Source organism: Mesorhizobium sp. M0029 (assembly GCF_040323735.1).
Classification (GTDB): Bacteria; Pseudomonadota; Alphaproteobacteria; order Rhizobiales; family Rhizobiaceae; genus Mesorhizobium.
On the sequence record NZ_JAMYVF010000014.1, the window covers coordinates 83,686 to 97,857 of the forward strand.

Consider the following 14,172-nt stretch of genomic DNA (forward strand, 5'->3'; position numbering starts at 1 on the left):
TTGTAGTGGCACCGAACGGAGGCTTCCAGGATGAATCTCCAGATCAGAGACCCGCGCGCCCGTGACCTCGCCCGGCAGCTTGCCGAAAAGCGAAAGATTTCATTGACCGAGGCGGTGATCGAGGCGCTCGAATCCGAGCTTCAGCGCGAACGTGAACGAGTTCCGCTGGCTGAGCGGCTGGCCGCCATATCGAACGATCTGAAGGCCAAGGCGGGAAGCGGCGGCAGGGATTTGACTAAGGATGAGATCGACGAGATGTGGGGACATTCCTGATGTTCATCGACACCTCGGTGGTGATCGCTGTCCTCGCCGGAGAGGAAGACGCCGCCGATTGGAGCCGCCGGATCGGGCAGGCCTCGATACGGATAACATCTCCGCTGGTCGTGCTCGAAGCGGCGATGCGGCTTTCGTCGAAGTTGGTGGTGGAGCCGCTCTCGCCGAAAGGGCAATAGGAGACTTCCTGCGCGAAGCCGCGATCGAGGTGGTTCCGATCGAAAGAGGTGATGCCAAGCTCGCGATCCAGGCTTTTTCGAACTATGGCAAAGGTCGCGGCCACCCGGCTCAGCTCAACCTCGCTGACTGCCTGTCATATGCCTCGGCAAAAAGCCGTGGGATGCCCTCGCTCTACAAAGGGAAAGGCTTTTCCCACACCGATCTGGCCTGATCCTACTCCCCCAGTTCCACGATTCGGTCAGCAGCTTCGTCAGCCGCTCCCGCCCAGCAGGCCAAATGCTGCCGCGGTCGCGCCATGGGGCTGTTGACCTGCTCGCGCAACACGCCTGATCATTGCGCTCGTGCTGACGACGCAGACCATCGGCTGCGATTGTATGATCCATTCATATAGTCTGTCTTTTTGATCCGGGTTTTTCAAACGATGCCGAGATGCCAATCTCCAAACGATCAGTTGAACCCCATTGAGGTTGAAATCTTGCAAACCATTTGGACAAGACGCGAAACAATGAAAACCCTTCTGGCAACGGGCATGGTTGCCATGCTTCAGCCTCTGGCTTTTGCAGCCAAGGCCGCCGCCAAGCTGGAATGGACCTATTTTCAGGCTGACGAGAAGGGTTTCCGCCGCACGCCGGTGCTGCTGACCGGTGAGAAGGAAGCCATCCTCCTCGATGGCGGATTTACGCTGTCGGATGGCCGTGCGGTCGCGGATGCGATCAAGGCGACGGGCAAGACTCTGACCACGATCTACGTCAGCTGCAGCGACCCTGACTATTATTTCGGCCTGCGTCCCGTCGCGGATGAATTCCCCGGCGCCAAGATCATCGCAGCCGGCGCAACGGTGGCGGCGATCAAAGCCAATGTTCAAGCCAAGCTCGATGTCTGGAGCCCGCAGCTCAAGGACAATGGACCGAAGGTCCTGGCGGATGTCGTCATTCCCGAGGCTTCCGATATTACCTCACTTGAAATCGAAGGAAACAAGATCGAGATCGTCACCGTCGCCGATCTGAAAGACCGCCGCTATCTCTGGGTGCCCAGCCTTGAAGCCGTGTTTGGCGGCGTGCTGATCTCGTCCGGCGTGCATGTCTGGGTTGCCGACGAGCCAACCGTAGACGACCGTAAAAAATGGATTGCTGCGCTTGATGAAATCACGGCGCGCAAACCCAAAATCGTGGTGCCGTCCCATCAGGTAGCCGGCGCGCCGGACGGTCTTGCGGCCGTGGAATTCACCCGCGCCTACCTCGAAGCCTTCAACGAGGAAGCCGGGAAATCGAAATCCAGCGTGGAACTGATTGCGGCGATGAAGCGGCGCTATCCTGATATTATTGACGTCTCGTCGCTGGAACTGGGAGCAAAGGTCGCCAAGGGTGAGATGAAGTGGGGCTGATACGGCCCCGCGAGCGCCTCGGCTACTTCCCCAATTCCACCGACCGCAGCCGCGCGGCTTCCACCGCCTCGGTCAGCAGCTTCGTCAGCCGGTCTTCGCCCATCAGCACGGCAAGGGCGGCTGCCGTGGTTCCGTTGGGGCTGGTCACCTGCTGGCGCAGGACGCCGGGCTTCTCGCCGCTTTCGGCAGCGAGTGCAGCAGCGCCATAGACGGTCTGCATGGCCAGCAGCCTGGCGGTCTCGACCGGCAGCCCGGCCTTCTCGGCTGCAACCGTAAGCGCCTCGATGAAATGGAAGATGTAGGCCGGACCGGACCCCGAAACCGCCGTCACCGCGTCCATCAGGCCTTCGTCGTCGATCGTCGTCACCACACCGCTCGCCGACAGCAGCTCGGCAACGAAACGCCTGATGTCGTCGGTCACCAGCGGGTTGGAATAGACCACCATCATGCCCTTGCCGATCGCGGCCGGCGTGTTGGGCATGCAGCGGATAACAGGCGCGAGATGGCCGAGTATGTGCTCGAAGGTGGCGACCGGCGTGCCCGCGGCGATGCTGACGAAGGTGGTCCTGCCGTCGCCGAAGCGCTTGTAGGCGGCGGCGACGTCGCGGATCACCTGCGGCTTGACGGCGATGACGACGAGGTCGGGCTCTGCGTCGGCGGGGATCCCGTTCGCGTCCGCGGCGACACTGCAACCGAGGTGCTCGGCGCGCTTGCGCAATTCGGCATTGGGCTCGACCACGAACACGGCTTGCGGGGCAAGCTTGCCGGATTTCAGCCAGCCCGCAAGCATGGCGTAACCCATATTGCCGCAACCGGCGAGAACAAGCCTGATCGTCATTGAGAGCCCTCCGAGACAAGGGTTCTCCTTAGACGCTAGCGGGCAGACGGGAAAGCCCCTCAAGGGGTGCTCAGGCCAGCCGGTCAAGGTCGCCGGCGCACCGCGATCGGCCGCAGCGACACTTGCCGCAAGCCAAGCACGCCGAGCACGAAGAACAGCCACACCGGGTCGCCGCGATGGAAGAAGAAGCTTTCCAGGAACGCGTTCAGCGCCGTGAACAGCACCACCATCATGAAGAAGTCACCGAGATAGATGTTCTCCTTGCGCGGCGGGATGCGCATGTAGTCGCGCAGCGGCGCGATCACGAAAGTGTAGACGGCAACGCACAGCGCCGGGATGCCCATCAGCACCGCAATGTCGAGATAGCCGTCATGGCCATGCACGATGGTCCGGATGTCCCAGGCCCGGTCGAAGGGCTGGTCCTGACTGAGCAGCAGCGGCGTGCCCCAGAAACTTTCATAGCCGTAGCCGGTCCAGGGCTTCTTCGCCAGCATCTCGCCGGAGAACTCCCACAGCGTCGTGCGTCCGGTATAGGTGAGGTCGGGGAAATAGGTGGCCGCCAGCTCTTTCACCGGGGGGATGAAGACGATGCCTAAGGTACCGATGGCCGTCGCAATGATCGCCAGTGCAAACAGGATCGGCGTGCCGAACCGCATGCCGATCAGGCCCGGCAGCACGACGATCAGGATCGAGAACGGCACCAGGCCGGCCGTCGTCTTGGAGCCGGTGTGCAGCATGAAGATCATCGCCGCGCCGAAGATCGCCACGCCCCAGAACTTCTGGCCGCGCCGGAAGAGATAGAGGCCGGCGAAGCTGAAGCAGGCCATGATTGGTCCGGCAATGTTCTTGTGGGCGAACACACCACGCCACAGGCCGGCATGTTCGGGCTCCTGCGAATCGGCCGTATGCAGGGCCTCATGCGGAAAGACGATGAGGCCGATATAGGACAGGCCGATAACGACGATCGCGCAGAATATGATGACTTTCGAAAAACTGTCGGCGTCGCGCGGCAGCACCAGGACCGTCGCTATCGTCAGAACGCCAAGCAGCGTGAAGAAGGCCGCGCGCATGGCCGAGGACGGGTCGGTCGCGTTGATGACCGAAAGCATGAAAAAGCCGAGCATCAGGATCCAGGACGGGCTGAGCAGCGAGCGCACCATCTTGGGGTCGGCGAACGTCAGCAGTGAGAAGGTCGAAATGGCGCCGAGCGAACTGAAGCCGAGCTGGTTGACGATGTCGCCGCCGTCGCCGGTCAGTTCCGCGCCTGCCGGCTGAAACGGCCGGAACGACACGATGACGACGGCAAACAACAGCGCGGCAATCGCCGTCGCCACGCCGTCGCGGGTGACGATGCCGCCCAGCAGCAGCTCGTCAGTTCTTCTCAGGCTGCCTGTATTGCTCATTGGCGTATCCGAATTCGGCAAGCACGCGGCCGAGCGAGACATAGACGGGGTAAAGCGCCGTCGACAGCGATCCTGTCCGCGCCAATTTGATTGCGCCGCGCACGGGCGAGGCTATCAGCAGCGCCAGGCTTTTTGCAAACACCTTGGCGCCGGCGAATGGCGTGCCGGCGCGCTTCTTCTTTTCGACCAGCGTCGAGATTACACCGTTGCGTAAGGATCGGGCGCGGATCCAGTCAGCCTCGACGCGCCGGGCCGGAACGCCTTCGCGCACCTTTGCCTCGGCGCACCAGCCAAGCACGAAACCTTTCTGCGCCGAGCGGCTGAGGAAGTCGGAATCGCCGCCGCCCATGAAGTTGAACCGCAGGTCGAGGAAGGGTGGCCCCATGATGGTGAGCACATTGCGCCCGACCAGAAGGTTGCCCGAGGAATAGAGTGCGGCCACGCGCCCGGTCTGGCGATAGGGCGGCGCAAACACCGGGTGCTCGGCCCATTTGGCGTGAGCAGGATCGGTAAACACCGGCACTTGCGGGCCACCGACAATGTCGGCGCCAAGCGTCTCCGCCGTCCTGCACATGCGCTCCAGCCAGTCCGCGTCGGCGATCTCGTCATCGTCGATGACCAGCAGGTGGCGGAAATCCGGAAAATGCAGGATCGCCGTCTGCCAGCCAGCATTGTAGGCACTGCAATTGCCCCGCTCATGCGCGATGATGACCATGCCCTTCATATCGTCGCGTTCGAACAGCGGCACGGCCGCCTGGGCGCCCTCACGCGCCTCGGCCTCGTTTTCGATGACGATGACGGCGAAGCGCCGGCTGGTTTGCTGTGCCTTGAGCGACGCCAGCGTTTCGAGCAGCAGTTGCGGCCGCTTGAAGGTCGGCAGCGTGACGACGGCTTCCATCGTCTCTGCGGCGAGCCCCGGAGAGCGTCCCGCAATCGAAACCGAACCGTCCGATGGCAAAGGGATCATCCGCTCCAGCCGCATGTTTTGAATCTGGCTTTCGATAACACCGCGACGATAACGTTTCGTTAATCACCTTTCGCAGCGGCGCCTGCCGGTCCGCGCCTTTCAGCCGTTGCGTTGCGTGATTTAATCAAGGGTTCACCCAGCTTTGCTAGTGGCTGACGCCTGGATAGGTGAGATGCATCTGCTGTTCGCCACATCGATCGTGCCCGACGGCGCTCTCGCTTCGGGCTATGAGATCGCCAATGCTGCGATCATCGCCGCCTTGCGGCGCGCCGGCGTGCGCGTCACCGTCATTGGCTTCATCTGGCCGGGCAAGGCGCCCAGCGACCCCGAAAACACCTTCGTGCTCGGCGCCGTCGACGTGCGCACGGAAAGCGCCTCGGCGCGGCAGAAGCTCGCCTGGCTTGGCAAGGCGGTGCTGTCAGGGCTCACCTTCGCTTCCGTGAAGCTGCGCGCGGTTTCCGACAGCGAAGTCCGTGCCGCGATCGAGCGCGCCGGTCCCTTCGACGGCTATGTCCTGAATTCGGTGCAGTTCGCCGGCGCCTTTGAAAAACTGTTCGCCGACCGTCCCTCGATTTTCGTCGCCCACAATGTCGAACATGGTTCGGCCAAAGAGAATGCGGCAGCAGCAAACAGTCGCTTCCAGCGCCTGCTGTTTGCCCGCGAGGCCAGGCTGCTCAAGACCATGGAGGAGCGGCTCTGCCGCCGGGCTCGCTTCGTCTTCACGCTGGCCGAGGAAGACCGCGCCGCACTCGGCGTTGCCAGCGACGACCGCTCGGCGGTGCTGCCGCTGGTGACCACTGCCACGGCGCCAAAGCCGGTCAAGCCGCGCCGCATCGATTGCGACGCGGCGCTGATCGGCACCTGGACCTGGCAGCCGAACCGCATCGGCCTCGACTGGTTCCTGGAAAAAGTCGTGCCGCATCTTCGCCGGAGCTTTCGCATCAGGGTCGCCGGCAACATGCCGTCGGATATCACCTCTGCCCATCCCGGTGTCGAATTTGTCGGCCGCGTGCCCGACGCCCAGGATTTCGTGCGCGGCGCCGCCGTCATCCCACTGATCAGCACCGCGGGCAGCGGCGTTCAGCTCAAGACCATCGAAACCTTCGAACTCGGCCTGCCGTCGGTCGCCACCAGCCGTTCGCTGCGCGGCATCGATCATCGCCCGGCAAATTGTTTCGTCACCGACGATCCGGCCGCCTTCGCCGGCGCGCTGGAGGCAGCGGCGGCCGATGTCAGGGATGTCGATGGCAGCGCCTTCCATCGCCGGCAGATCAAGGCACTGGATGCCGCCATCAGGCTCGGCCTGGAAAAGCTCGGGCCGGTGGGGGAGGAGGTGTTTGCATGAACATGCACACCGCCCGCGCCGCCTTCGGGCTCGATACGCTGAAGACGATCCTTGGCATTTCGGTCCTTGCCATCGGCTGGGATGACGCGATCGCGCTGCTCACTCGTCTGATTGCCGAGCGGCGCTTCACGAAGGTCAGTTTTCTCAACGCTCACAACGCCAACATCGCCTCTACCGATCCGGTCTTTGCCGAGGCGCTCGACGATTTCCTCATCCTGCCTGACGGCGTTGGCGTCGATCTGGCGGCAAAGCTGCTCTACGGCGCGCCGTTCCCGGACAATCTCAACGGCACTGATCTCATTCCGGCCTTTCTGCAGGCATCGGCGAGGCCGCTGACCGTCGGGTTGCTTGGCGCCACCCGCGCCAACGCCGAGGCGGCGTCGGTCAGGCTAGCCGCTCTGGCGGTGCAGCACGAATTCGTCGTCATCCATGACGGCTATTTCTCCCCCGCCGAAGAGCAGGCGATCGTCGATCGCATCGAGGCATTGCGGCCCGACGTGCTGCTTGTGGCCATGGGCGTGCCGCGCCAGGAATTGTGGATCGCCCGTCATATCGATGCCCGCCACTGCACGCTGCCGATCGCCGTCGGCGCGCTGCTCGATTTTCTCTCCGGCACGGTGCCGCGGGCGCCTCTGTGGATGCGCCAGCTGAGGCTCGAATGGTTGTTCCGTCTGTGCATCGAGCCCGGCCGGCTGTGGCGCCGCTACGTCGTCGGCAATCCGGTGTTCCTGCTGCGTGTCGTCAGGCAGAAATTCTCGCGTCGGCCCGAGCCCGCCGGAGAGTTGCGGTGAACAGCCGCGTCGTGCCGAGCCCTGCAGCCGAGACCGGTGCCCTGCCGCAAACGCCGACGGCGGCGGTGGTGACCGCCAGCTATGCGCCGGATTTCGAACGCTGCCGCCTGTTGTGCGAGACCCTCGACCGCCATGTCTCCGGCGTGGCGCATCATTACATTCTGGTCGAGCACCGCGACGTGGCGCTGTTTCGCCAGTTGGAAAACGACCGCCGCAGCGTTGTCGACGAGCGCGACCTGCTGCCGCGCTGGCTGCGTGTGTTCGACGATCCGATGAGCCTCTTTCGCCGTCGCATCTGGCTCAGTCTCAAGACCCAGCCGCTGCGCGGCTGGCATGTGCAGCAGCTGCGCCGCATCGCCATCGCTGCGCATGCTGGAGAAGACGTGCTGGTCTTCTGCGATTCCGACGTCGCCTTCCTCAAGCCATTCGATCTGAGCGCCTTCTGGCGCGACGGCAAGGTGCGGCTGTTCCGGCGCGACGGCGTGCTGTCGAGCGACGGTCACGACGAGCATCGCATCTGGTCGCGCAATGCGGCCTCGGCGATTGGTATCGATGCATCCGAGGTTTCGAACCACGACTATATTTCGACGCTGATCGCCTGGCGCCGTCAGACCGTGACGGCGATGTGCGCCGAGATCGAGAAGGTGCACGCGCGCGGCTGGGTCGAGGTCATCGCTTCAGTGCGCCGGTTCTCCGAATGCATGATCTATGGCCGCTATGTCGACGATGTGCTGGGGGGCGCCGGCCATTTCCACGGCTCGGAGGAATTCTGCCGCGTGCATTGGACCGGGGAGGCGCTGTCGGATGACGAATTCCGCAGCTTCGTCGCCGCTATGGCACCGGGGCAGGTGGCGATCGGCATGCAATCCTTCATCGGCACCGATATCGGCCGCATCCGCCGCCTGATCGGATTGGCTTAGATTGCCTTGGCGGGCTTGCGCAGCGCCGAATAGGTCAGCAGCGCCGAGGCGAGATAGAGCAGCAGGAAGACGACATTGAGCGATACGACAAGCCTGGGCGTGTCGGCAATCGTGGTCAGCACATAGGTCAACAGCACCGCCTTCAGCCCCGCCAGCAGGCCGAGGTTGAGCGCCCTGAGCGCGGTCTGGCCGCGCGCGAACAGCAGCTCGGCCTGGTATTCGACCAGGTTGCGCAGTCCCGGCACGCCGATTGCCAATGCCACCAAGGGCGCCGCCTCGGCGACATTCCGGCCAAGTGCATTGGGGAAGAAATGCAGCACGATGCCGAGTGCGGCCAGCGCCAATGTCGATACCAGGAACACGCCGGCTTCGATACCGCTCTTGACCCGCAGTCGCGACAACAGCTCCGGCGACCGCATCATCTTCTGCACCAGCATCATCGAGAAGGTGCGGATCGGTATTGCCGTCAGGTCGACCAGCCGCATGATGATGGCATAGATGCCGGCCAGATGCGGCCCGCCGATCGCCAGGACGAGCAGCTTGTCGAATTCCGACTGCAGGTAGAACAGCACTTCGGCGCCGGCAACATAGATCGAATCGGCAAGCCGCCTGAGATACAGCTCGGTGCGCAGCCTCAGCCGCTGGCGTGGATAATAGAAGCCGAAGGCCAGCAGCAGCGAGGCGGCGTTGGCGCCGATGTAGAACAATGACCAGATCCAGACGCTGTGCTGCCCCGACAGCATGAACAGCACGGCGCCCAGCGCACGGAACGCCGTGGTCACGATCGACAGCACCGCGGCGCGGCCGAATTTGCCGAGCCCGTTGTTGACGATCAGCACCACCTCGACCGGCCGCCACAAAAGCGCTTCGGCAAAGACGATTGCGGCAAAGACGGCCAGAGGCACGGTGCTGGCGAAGAAGATCAGGTAGACGCCCCAGGAGGCCGCCGCCAGCAGTGGTAAGGACACGGCGCCAAGCAAAAGGAAGCCGGCGGTGAAGGTGCCGATCAGATTGGGGCGGATGGTGGCTGTGCGGTAAAGCGCCGAGATGAAGCCGAAAGCGAGGATGCGCGACAGCATGACGCCGGCCGCCGAGGCGGTGGCGAACATGCCGAACTCGGCAATCGACAGCGTGTTGGCAAGTGCGATGAAATAGGCAAGCGAGAACACCAGCCGCCCGCCGGCGCCGCTGATGGCTGAAAGATAGTCGCGAACCAGCCCCCGTCTTTCGGCAAGGAAGGTGCCGATGCGGGCGAGTGTCCGCCTTTGCGGTATGTCGCTGGCCTGCGTCATATCGAGGAAAGCCGTAAGCCGGAAAGCTTAACGTGCGGTTCTGACCCCATTTTACAGATCCCGGCAATGCGTGGCGAAGCGAGAAACTTTCACTTGCAGACTTCGGAAATTAACCTTTTGTTTCCCATGCCTGTTTAGCGTGACTTAACGATTGGCCGACCGCCGCTCCCGCGCCGTCGAAGGTAAAGTTTCGAGACAATGGTCGACAGGGAAAACCGTGAAGACTGGAGGCGCGAGCGCTCCCTCCTGGCGCTCGGCAAAGCTGTGCGCGGCGATGAGGCGGCGGATGCGTCGGCGGTCTCGATCGGTGACCGGGTGGATCCGTCATGGCGCGAGGATGCCGCCACGCGTCACCGCATAGCCCGATCGCAACGCGAGGCGCGGTCGAATCCGGCGCCAACGTCACCGCCCGAGCCGCCGCAGTTCCAGGCCGACGGCGAACCCGTTTCGGCCGCCAGCGCGCGTGAGGAGCCTGTTTCCGGCCGGCGTCAGGAGCCTCGCTCCCGCGCGGCCTATGAGCGCCGCTCTTTCCACGAGCAGCGACCGGACCGCGACGACGATGACGGGCAGGAATGGAAACCGCTGATCGATCCGCTCCAGGTCGTCCGCGGCATTAGTCGTTCCAAGTTGCTGATCGTCTCGACGACGATATTGGGGACGGTGCTCGGCGTCGCCGTCGCCGTTTCGACACCGAAGAAATACGAAGCCACCACACAGATGGTCATCGAGCCAGGCGACCTGAAGCTTTCCGACAACGATCTCACCCAACCGGTCGGGCAGCCCGATGCGGCGCTGGCTGTTGTCGAAACCCGCATCAAGATGGTGACATCCGGCAAGGTCCTCGACAAGGTCGTGGCCGATCTCAATCTCGTCGACGATCCGGAATTCAACGGACAGGGCTCTGGCGGCCTTGGCGTCCTGTCGCTCATTCGCTCGATACTGTCGCGCCAGGATGGCCCTGGCGGCGGCGGTGAAGTGCGCCGCCAGGCGCTGGCGGTCGGCAATCTGGCCAAGAGCCTGTCGGTTGAGCGCAGCGGCAAGAGCTTTGTCGTTTCCATCAGCGCCACCACTCAAAGCGCCGACAAATCGGCGGAGATAGCCAATAGGACCAGGGACGTTTTCCAGCAGGAGGCGGCCCAATACCAGTTCGGGATGGCCGGGCGCGCGACGGACCAGCTGACGGCCAAGCTCGATGACCTGCGCAAGAATGTCGAGACAGCGGAGCGCAAGGTCGAGGATTTCAGGGCCACGCATGATCTCGTCGACGCGCAGGGCCATCTGATCAGCGACGACCAGATGCTGAAGCTCAACGAGCAGCTCTCAGTCACCCGGGCCCGTACGCTGGAACTCAATGCCCGGGCCGCGTCGGCGCGTTCGCTGGACGTCAATTCGGTCATCAACGGCACCTTGCCGGAAGAAATCAATTCCAACACGATGAGCGAACTGCGCGCGCAATATGCAGTTTTGAAGCAGGATGCCGACCGCGCCGCCGTGCGTCTGGGACCGCGTCATCCCGAATACCAGGCGCTCAGTGCCCAGCTCGACGGCTCGCGCGAGCGCATCGCAGGCGAACTGCGCCGCATCGCCTCGTCGCTGCAGGTCGACTTGAAGCGCTCGGTCCAGCTTGAGCAGGATCTCGCTTCCCGCCTGGCTCAGGCAAAGGTCCAGAGCGGCGACGTCAACAGCGATCTGGTCAGCCTGCGCGAACTGGAGCGTGATGCCACGGCCAAACGCTCCGTCTACGAACAGTACCTTCTGCGCGCCAAGGAGACCGGCGAACAGCAAAACATCAACACCACCAACATCAATCTGATGACCCCCGCGCAACCGCCGCTCGAACCCAACGGACCGTCGCGGGCTGTAATAGCGATGGCCGGCCTGCTGCTCGGGCTTGCTTCGGGCATCGGTGTCGGCGCCATGCGCGGCGCCTTTGCCAGCCTGCGCGGCGCTGCCAATTCGCGTTCGCGCGGCAGAATGGACGAGCGCCGCCCTCCGGTCGAGGACAAGGTCTATCGCGCGCCGCTGCCTGTGGCGCCGCCACCGGCAGCACCTCCGGTGTTGCCGACCGCGGCCGCTCCCGCCCGGAGCCCAGGTCTGTTCGACGGACTGTTCTCGGCGATGCGCAAAGCCGCGCCGGGTAGCGGGACGTCAGGCGAACCCGTCGAGACCTACCGCGCCCAACCAGCCGCCGAATATACAAGGCCGGTGCAGGAGCCTGTGGGCTATCGCCAGCCGGACTTCCGGAACGAGGTTCCGCACGCCAATTCCCCTGCGCAGCAGCCTGGCTACGCGCAGCCTCGTCAGCCGGCTGACTATGCCTATTCGCAGGCTCAGCCGATGCCCGCGGCGTCCGAGCAGTGGTCTTCTCCGCAGCCCGCTGGGGCGGCGCCGGAAGACCAGCAGGCGCAAATCGACGATATCCGCGCCAGCCTGCGCGAATTTCGCGAAGCGGTGCGCGAACTCACCGAAAGCCGTTCGCACCGCCGCTATTTCTGAGCAATTCCAGGAAAAGTGTGAAACGGTTTTCCCGGGAAAAGCGCGTAGCGCGCTTTCCCTTGGGAATTGCGTCAAAACAAGAAATAGAGCGGTTCAGCCTTTCCGTGAAAGGATGAGTCGCTCTGAGCCCGTCAGCACAGAATAAAAGCTGCCGGTTTCGAGTTTACGGCATGTGACGGCGCTTTGACGGGATTGCTTAGGCCAAATTTCGTGACAATGCCGCGCAGCATGGCGCCCAAAAAGCGCTGCCGTCGGGCTTTACCCGAATGGGCGGAACGTTTGGAACAACGACATGCACGAAGCAACGTTCAAGGCGCGCGCCGCGCCTTGGCTGGAATGATGTCGAGGATGGTTCATGGCCGAAGTGATTGACGGAAAGATCGTCGCCGCAGACGTGGTTCAGAAGGTCAAGGCCTTGACCGAGGACATGGTCGCCAAGGGAAAGGCCCAGCCCGGCTTAGCGGTGGTCATCGTCGGCGAGGATCCGGCAAGCCAGGTCTATGTCGCGTCGAAGTCGCGCACCGCCAAGGAATGCGGCTTTCATTCGCTGCAGCACACGCTGCCGGCCGACACGTCCGAAGCGGCACTGCTGAAGATCATCGGCGAACTCAACGCCGATCCGGCCATCAACGGCATTCTGGTGCAGCTGCCGCTTCCCGCCCATATCGATGCCGGCAAGATCATCCAGGCCATCGCACCGCAAAAGGATGTCGACGGCTTTCATTTCATCAATGTCGGCAAGCTCGGCACCGGCGAACTCGAAACAGCCTTCGTGCCCTGCACGCCGGCCGGCTCCATGCTTTTGATCGAACGCGTGCGCGGCAAGGATCTTTCCGGCCTCAACGCGGTCGTCGTCGGCCGCTCCAACATCGTCGGCAAGCCGATGGCAAATCTGTTGCTTGCCGCCAACTGCACCGTCACCATCGCCCACAGCCGCACCAAGGATCTGCCGGCGCTGGCCCGCACAGCCGACATTCTGGTTGCCGCCGTCGGCCGGCCCGAAATGATCAAGGGCGACTGGGTCAAGCCCGGCGCCACCGTGATCGATGTCGGGATTAACCGCATTGCCGCACCCGAGAAGGGCGAAGGCAAAACCCGCCTCGTGGGCGATGTAGCCTATGCCGAAGCGGCCAAGGCCGCCGGCGCCATCACCCCCGTGCCCGGCGGTGTCGGACCGATGACCATTGCCATGCTGATGGCCAATACGTTAGCCTCAGCCTACCTTGCGGCCGGCTTGAAGCGGCCTTCCTTCTGACCCAGAAAGCAGCTTCTTTGCCGAACCTTACTATACCCTCTGAACGGCCGGTCGTGGATGATCCCGTTCAAGGGGGCCGGCAATTCGCGTTCCTGCTGGTCGACAAGTTTTCGATGTTTTCGCTGGCAGCGGCGATCGATACCTTCCGCTCGGCCAACCGCCTGCTCGGCCGCGATTTCTATGGCTGGACGACGGTCTCGGCCGACGGCGATCCCGTCATGGCCTCCAACGGTCTGCCGCTCAAGATCGACTATGCCGTCGCCGATTTGCCGCCGGTCGATATCCTGTTCGTGTCGGTGGGCCTGTCGGTCGAGTTCCCCGGCAAGAGCAAGGTGCTGGCGGCGCTGCGCAGCTGGGGCCGGCGCGGCAATGCGCTCGGCGCGCTGTCGGTGGGCTCTTATCTCCTCGCCGAAGCCGGTCAGCTCGAAGGCTATCGCTGCACCATCCATTGGGAAAACCGCGCCGGCTTCGTCGAGCGCTTTCCCGAGATCAACTGCACCGGCAACGTCTTCGAGATCGACCGCAAGCGCTACACCTGCGCCGGCGGCACCACCTCGATCGACCTGATGCTGGAGATCGTGCGTGGCGACTTCGGCTCGAACCTCGCCAACGGCGTTGCCAACCAGTTCCAGCATGAGCGCATCCGCTCCGCCGGCGACCGCCAGCGCGTCGGGCCGGAGCGCGACCTGACCGGCAAGTCGGAGAAGCTAAGGCGCATCGTCGAACTGATGGCCGACCATCTCGACGAGCCGCTATCAGCCGTGCAGCTTGCCAAATCGGCGGGCCTGTCGGTGCGCCAGGTCGAGCGCTTGTTCCTGCGCCATTTGAGCGTCACGCCCGGTCGTTACTACATGCGGCTCAGGCTTGAGCGGGCGCGCGAACTGCTGCGCCAGACCAACATGCCGATCCTCGACGTGGCCATTGCCACCGGCTTTACCTCGCACTCCTATTTCGCGCAGAGCTATCGGCTGCAGTTCGGCCGTCCGCCTTCCGAAGAGCGGCGCACCACGTACTGACGCGGTGCTGAG

General features: G+C 63.5%; 14 protein-coding genes. 10 read left to right on the forward strand and 4 right to left on the reverse strand.

Annotated elements, in window-relative coordinates; translation table 11 throughout:
* Positions 1-30: 30 nt before the first annotated feature.
* The 4 genes from NKJ76_RS22155 to NKJ76_RS22170 all read left to right on the forward strand — a co-directional run bounded on the left by NKJ76_RS22155 (position 31) and on the right by NKJ76_RS22170 (position 1,837).
* Positions 31-273: a type II toxin-antitoxin system VapB family antitoxin gene (locus tag NKJ76_RS22155; RefSeq protein ID WP_023689347.1), complete on the forward strand. Its 243-nt coding sequence runs from the start codon at positions 31-33 to the stop codon at positions 271-273.
* The gene (locus NKJ76_RS22160; RefSeq protein WP_245261319.1) at positions 273-452 is read left to right on the forward strand and encodes a type II toxin-antitoxin system VapC family toxin; all 180 of its coding nucleotides are present in this window, start codon (positions 273-275) and stop codon (positions 450-452) included. Before NKJ76_RS22155 ends, NKJ76_RS22160 begins: the two co-directional genes overlap by 1 nt.
* A 29-nt stretch (positions 453-481) precedes the next feature.
* A complete protein-coding gene (locus NKJ76_RS22165) occupies positions 482-664 on the forward strand; it encodes a type II toxin-antitoxin system VapC family toxin (RefSeq protein ID WP_280806608.1) in 183 nt (60 codons plus the stop codon).
* A gap of 273 nt (positions 665-937) precedes the next feature.
* On the forward strand, positions 938-1,837 hold the full coding sequence (locus tag NKJ76_RS22170; RefSeq protein ID WP_023825868.1) for an MBL fold metallo-hydrolase: 900 nt from the start codon (positions 938-940) through the stop codon (positions 1,835-1,837).
* Between the two features lie 22 nt (positions 1,838-1,859).
* Here NKJ76_RS22170 and proC read toward each other — a convergent pair whose 3' ends face one another.
* The 3 genes from proC to NKJ76_RS22185 form a co-directional block, all read right to left on the reverse strand.
* Positions 1,860-2,675, reverse strand: coding sequence for a pyrroline-5-carboxylate reductase (proC, locus tag NKJ76_RS22175; protein WP_023832763.1), 816 nt, complete (start codon positions 2,673-2,675; stop codon positions 1,860-1,862).
* 83 nt (positions 2,676-2,758) lie between these two features.
* A complete protein-coding gene (locus NKJ76_RS22180; RefSeq protein ID WP_023746238.1) occupies positions 2,759-4,078 on the reverse strand; it encodes an O-antigen ligase family protein in 1,320 nt (439 codons plus the stop codon).
* Positions 4,047-5,045 (reverse strand): glycosyltransferase family 2 protein, encoded by a 999-nt coding sequence (locus NKJ76_RS22185; RefSeq protein ID WP_023692395.1) that lies wholly within the window; start codon positions 5,043-5,045, stop codon positions 4,047-4,049. Before NKJ76_RS22185 ends, NKJ76_RS22180 begins: the two co-directional genes overlap by 32 nt.
* Before the next feature lie 172 nt (positions 5,046-5,217).
* On the opposite strand from NKJ76_RS22185, the gene NKJ76_RS22190 reads away from it, so the two are divergent.
* The 3 genes from NKJ76_RS22190 to NKJ76_RS22200 are packed head-to-tail and all read left to right on the forward strand — an operon-like array spanning position 5,218 to position 8,101.
* Complete coding sequence (locus NKJ76_RS22190; protein WP_023715616.1) at positions 5,218-6,390, forward strand: glycosyltransferase; 1,173 nt, start codon at positions 5,218-5,220, stop codon at positions 6,388-6,390.
* On the forward strand, positions 6,387-7,181 hold the full coding sequence (locus tag NKJ76_RS22195; RefSeq protein ID WP_023715617.1) for a WecB/TagA/CpsF family glycosyltransferase: 795 nt from the start codon (positions 6,387-6,389) through the stop codon (positions 7,179-7,181). Before NKJ76_RS22190 ends, NKJ76_RS22195 begins: the two co-directional genes overlap by 4 nt.
* Positions 7,178-8,101, forward strand: a complete 924-nt coding sequence (locus tag NKJ76_RS22200) for a DUF6492 family protein (RefSeq protein WP_352538358.1) — start codon at positions 7,178-7,180, stop codon at positions 8,099-8,101. The genes NKJ76_RS22195 and NKJ76_RS22200 overlap by 4 nt, the downstream gene beginning before the upstream one ends.
* Here the strand turns inward: NKJ76_RS22200 and NKJ76_RS22205 are convergent.
* Positions 8,098-9,393 carry a lipopolysaccharide biosynthesis protein gene (locus tag NKJ76_RS22205; RefSeq protein WP_023681896.1) on the reverse strand — a complete coding sequence of 432 codons (1,296 nt, stop codon included), beginning with the start codon at positions 9,391-9,393 and terminating at the stop codon, positions 8,098-8,100. The two genes, NKJ76_RS22200 and NKJ76_RS22205, sit on opposite strands and share 4 nt — an antisense overlap.
* A gap of 198 nt (positions 9,394-9,591) precedes the next feature.
* Here NKJ76_RS22205 and NKJ76_RS22210 point away from each other — a divergent pair, with 198 nt between their 5' ends.
* The 3 genes from NKJ76_RS22210 (at position 9,592) to NKJ76_RS22220 (ending at position 14,160) form a co-directional block, all read left to right on the forward strand.
* On the forward strand, positions 9,592-11,889 hold the full coding sequence (locus tag NKJ76_RS22210; protein ID WP_352538359.1) for a GumC family protein: 2,298 nt from the start codon (positions 9,592-9,594) through the stop codon (positions 11,887-11,889).
* A gap of 355 nt (positions 11,890-12,244) precedes the next feature.
* Positions 12,245-13,144, forward strand: a complete 900-nt coding sequence (gene folD / locus NKJ76_RS22215) for a bifunctional methylenetetrahydrofolate dehydrogenase/methenyltetrahydrofolate cyclohydrolase FolD (protein ID WP_352538360.1) — start codon at positions 12,245-12,247, stop codon at positions 13,142-13,144.
* A 17-nt stretch (positions 13,145-13,161) separates the two neighbouring features.
* Positions 13,162-14,160 carry a GlxA family transcriptional regulator gene (locus NKJ76_RS22220; protein WP_352538361.1) on the forward strand — a complete coding sequence of 333 codons (999 nt, stop codon included), beginning with the start codon at positions 13,162-13,164 and terminating at the stop codon, positions 14,158-14,160.
* Positions 14,161-14,172 lie beyond the last annotated feature (12 nt).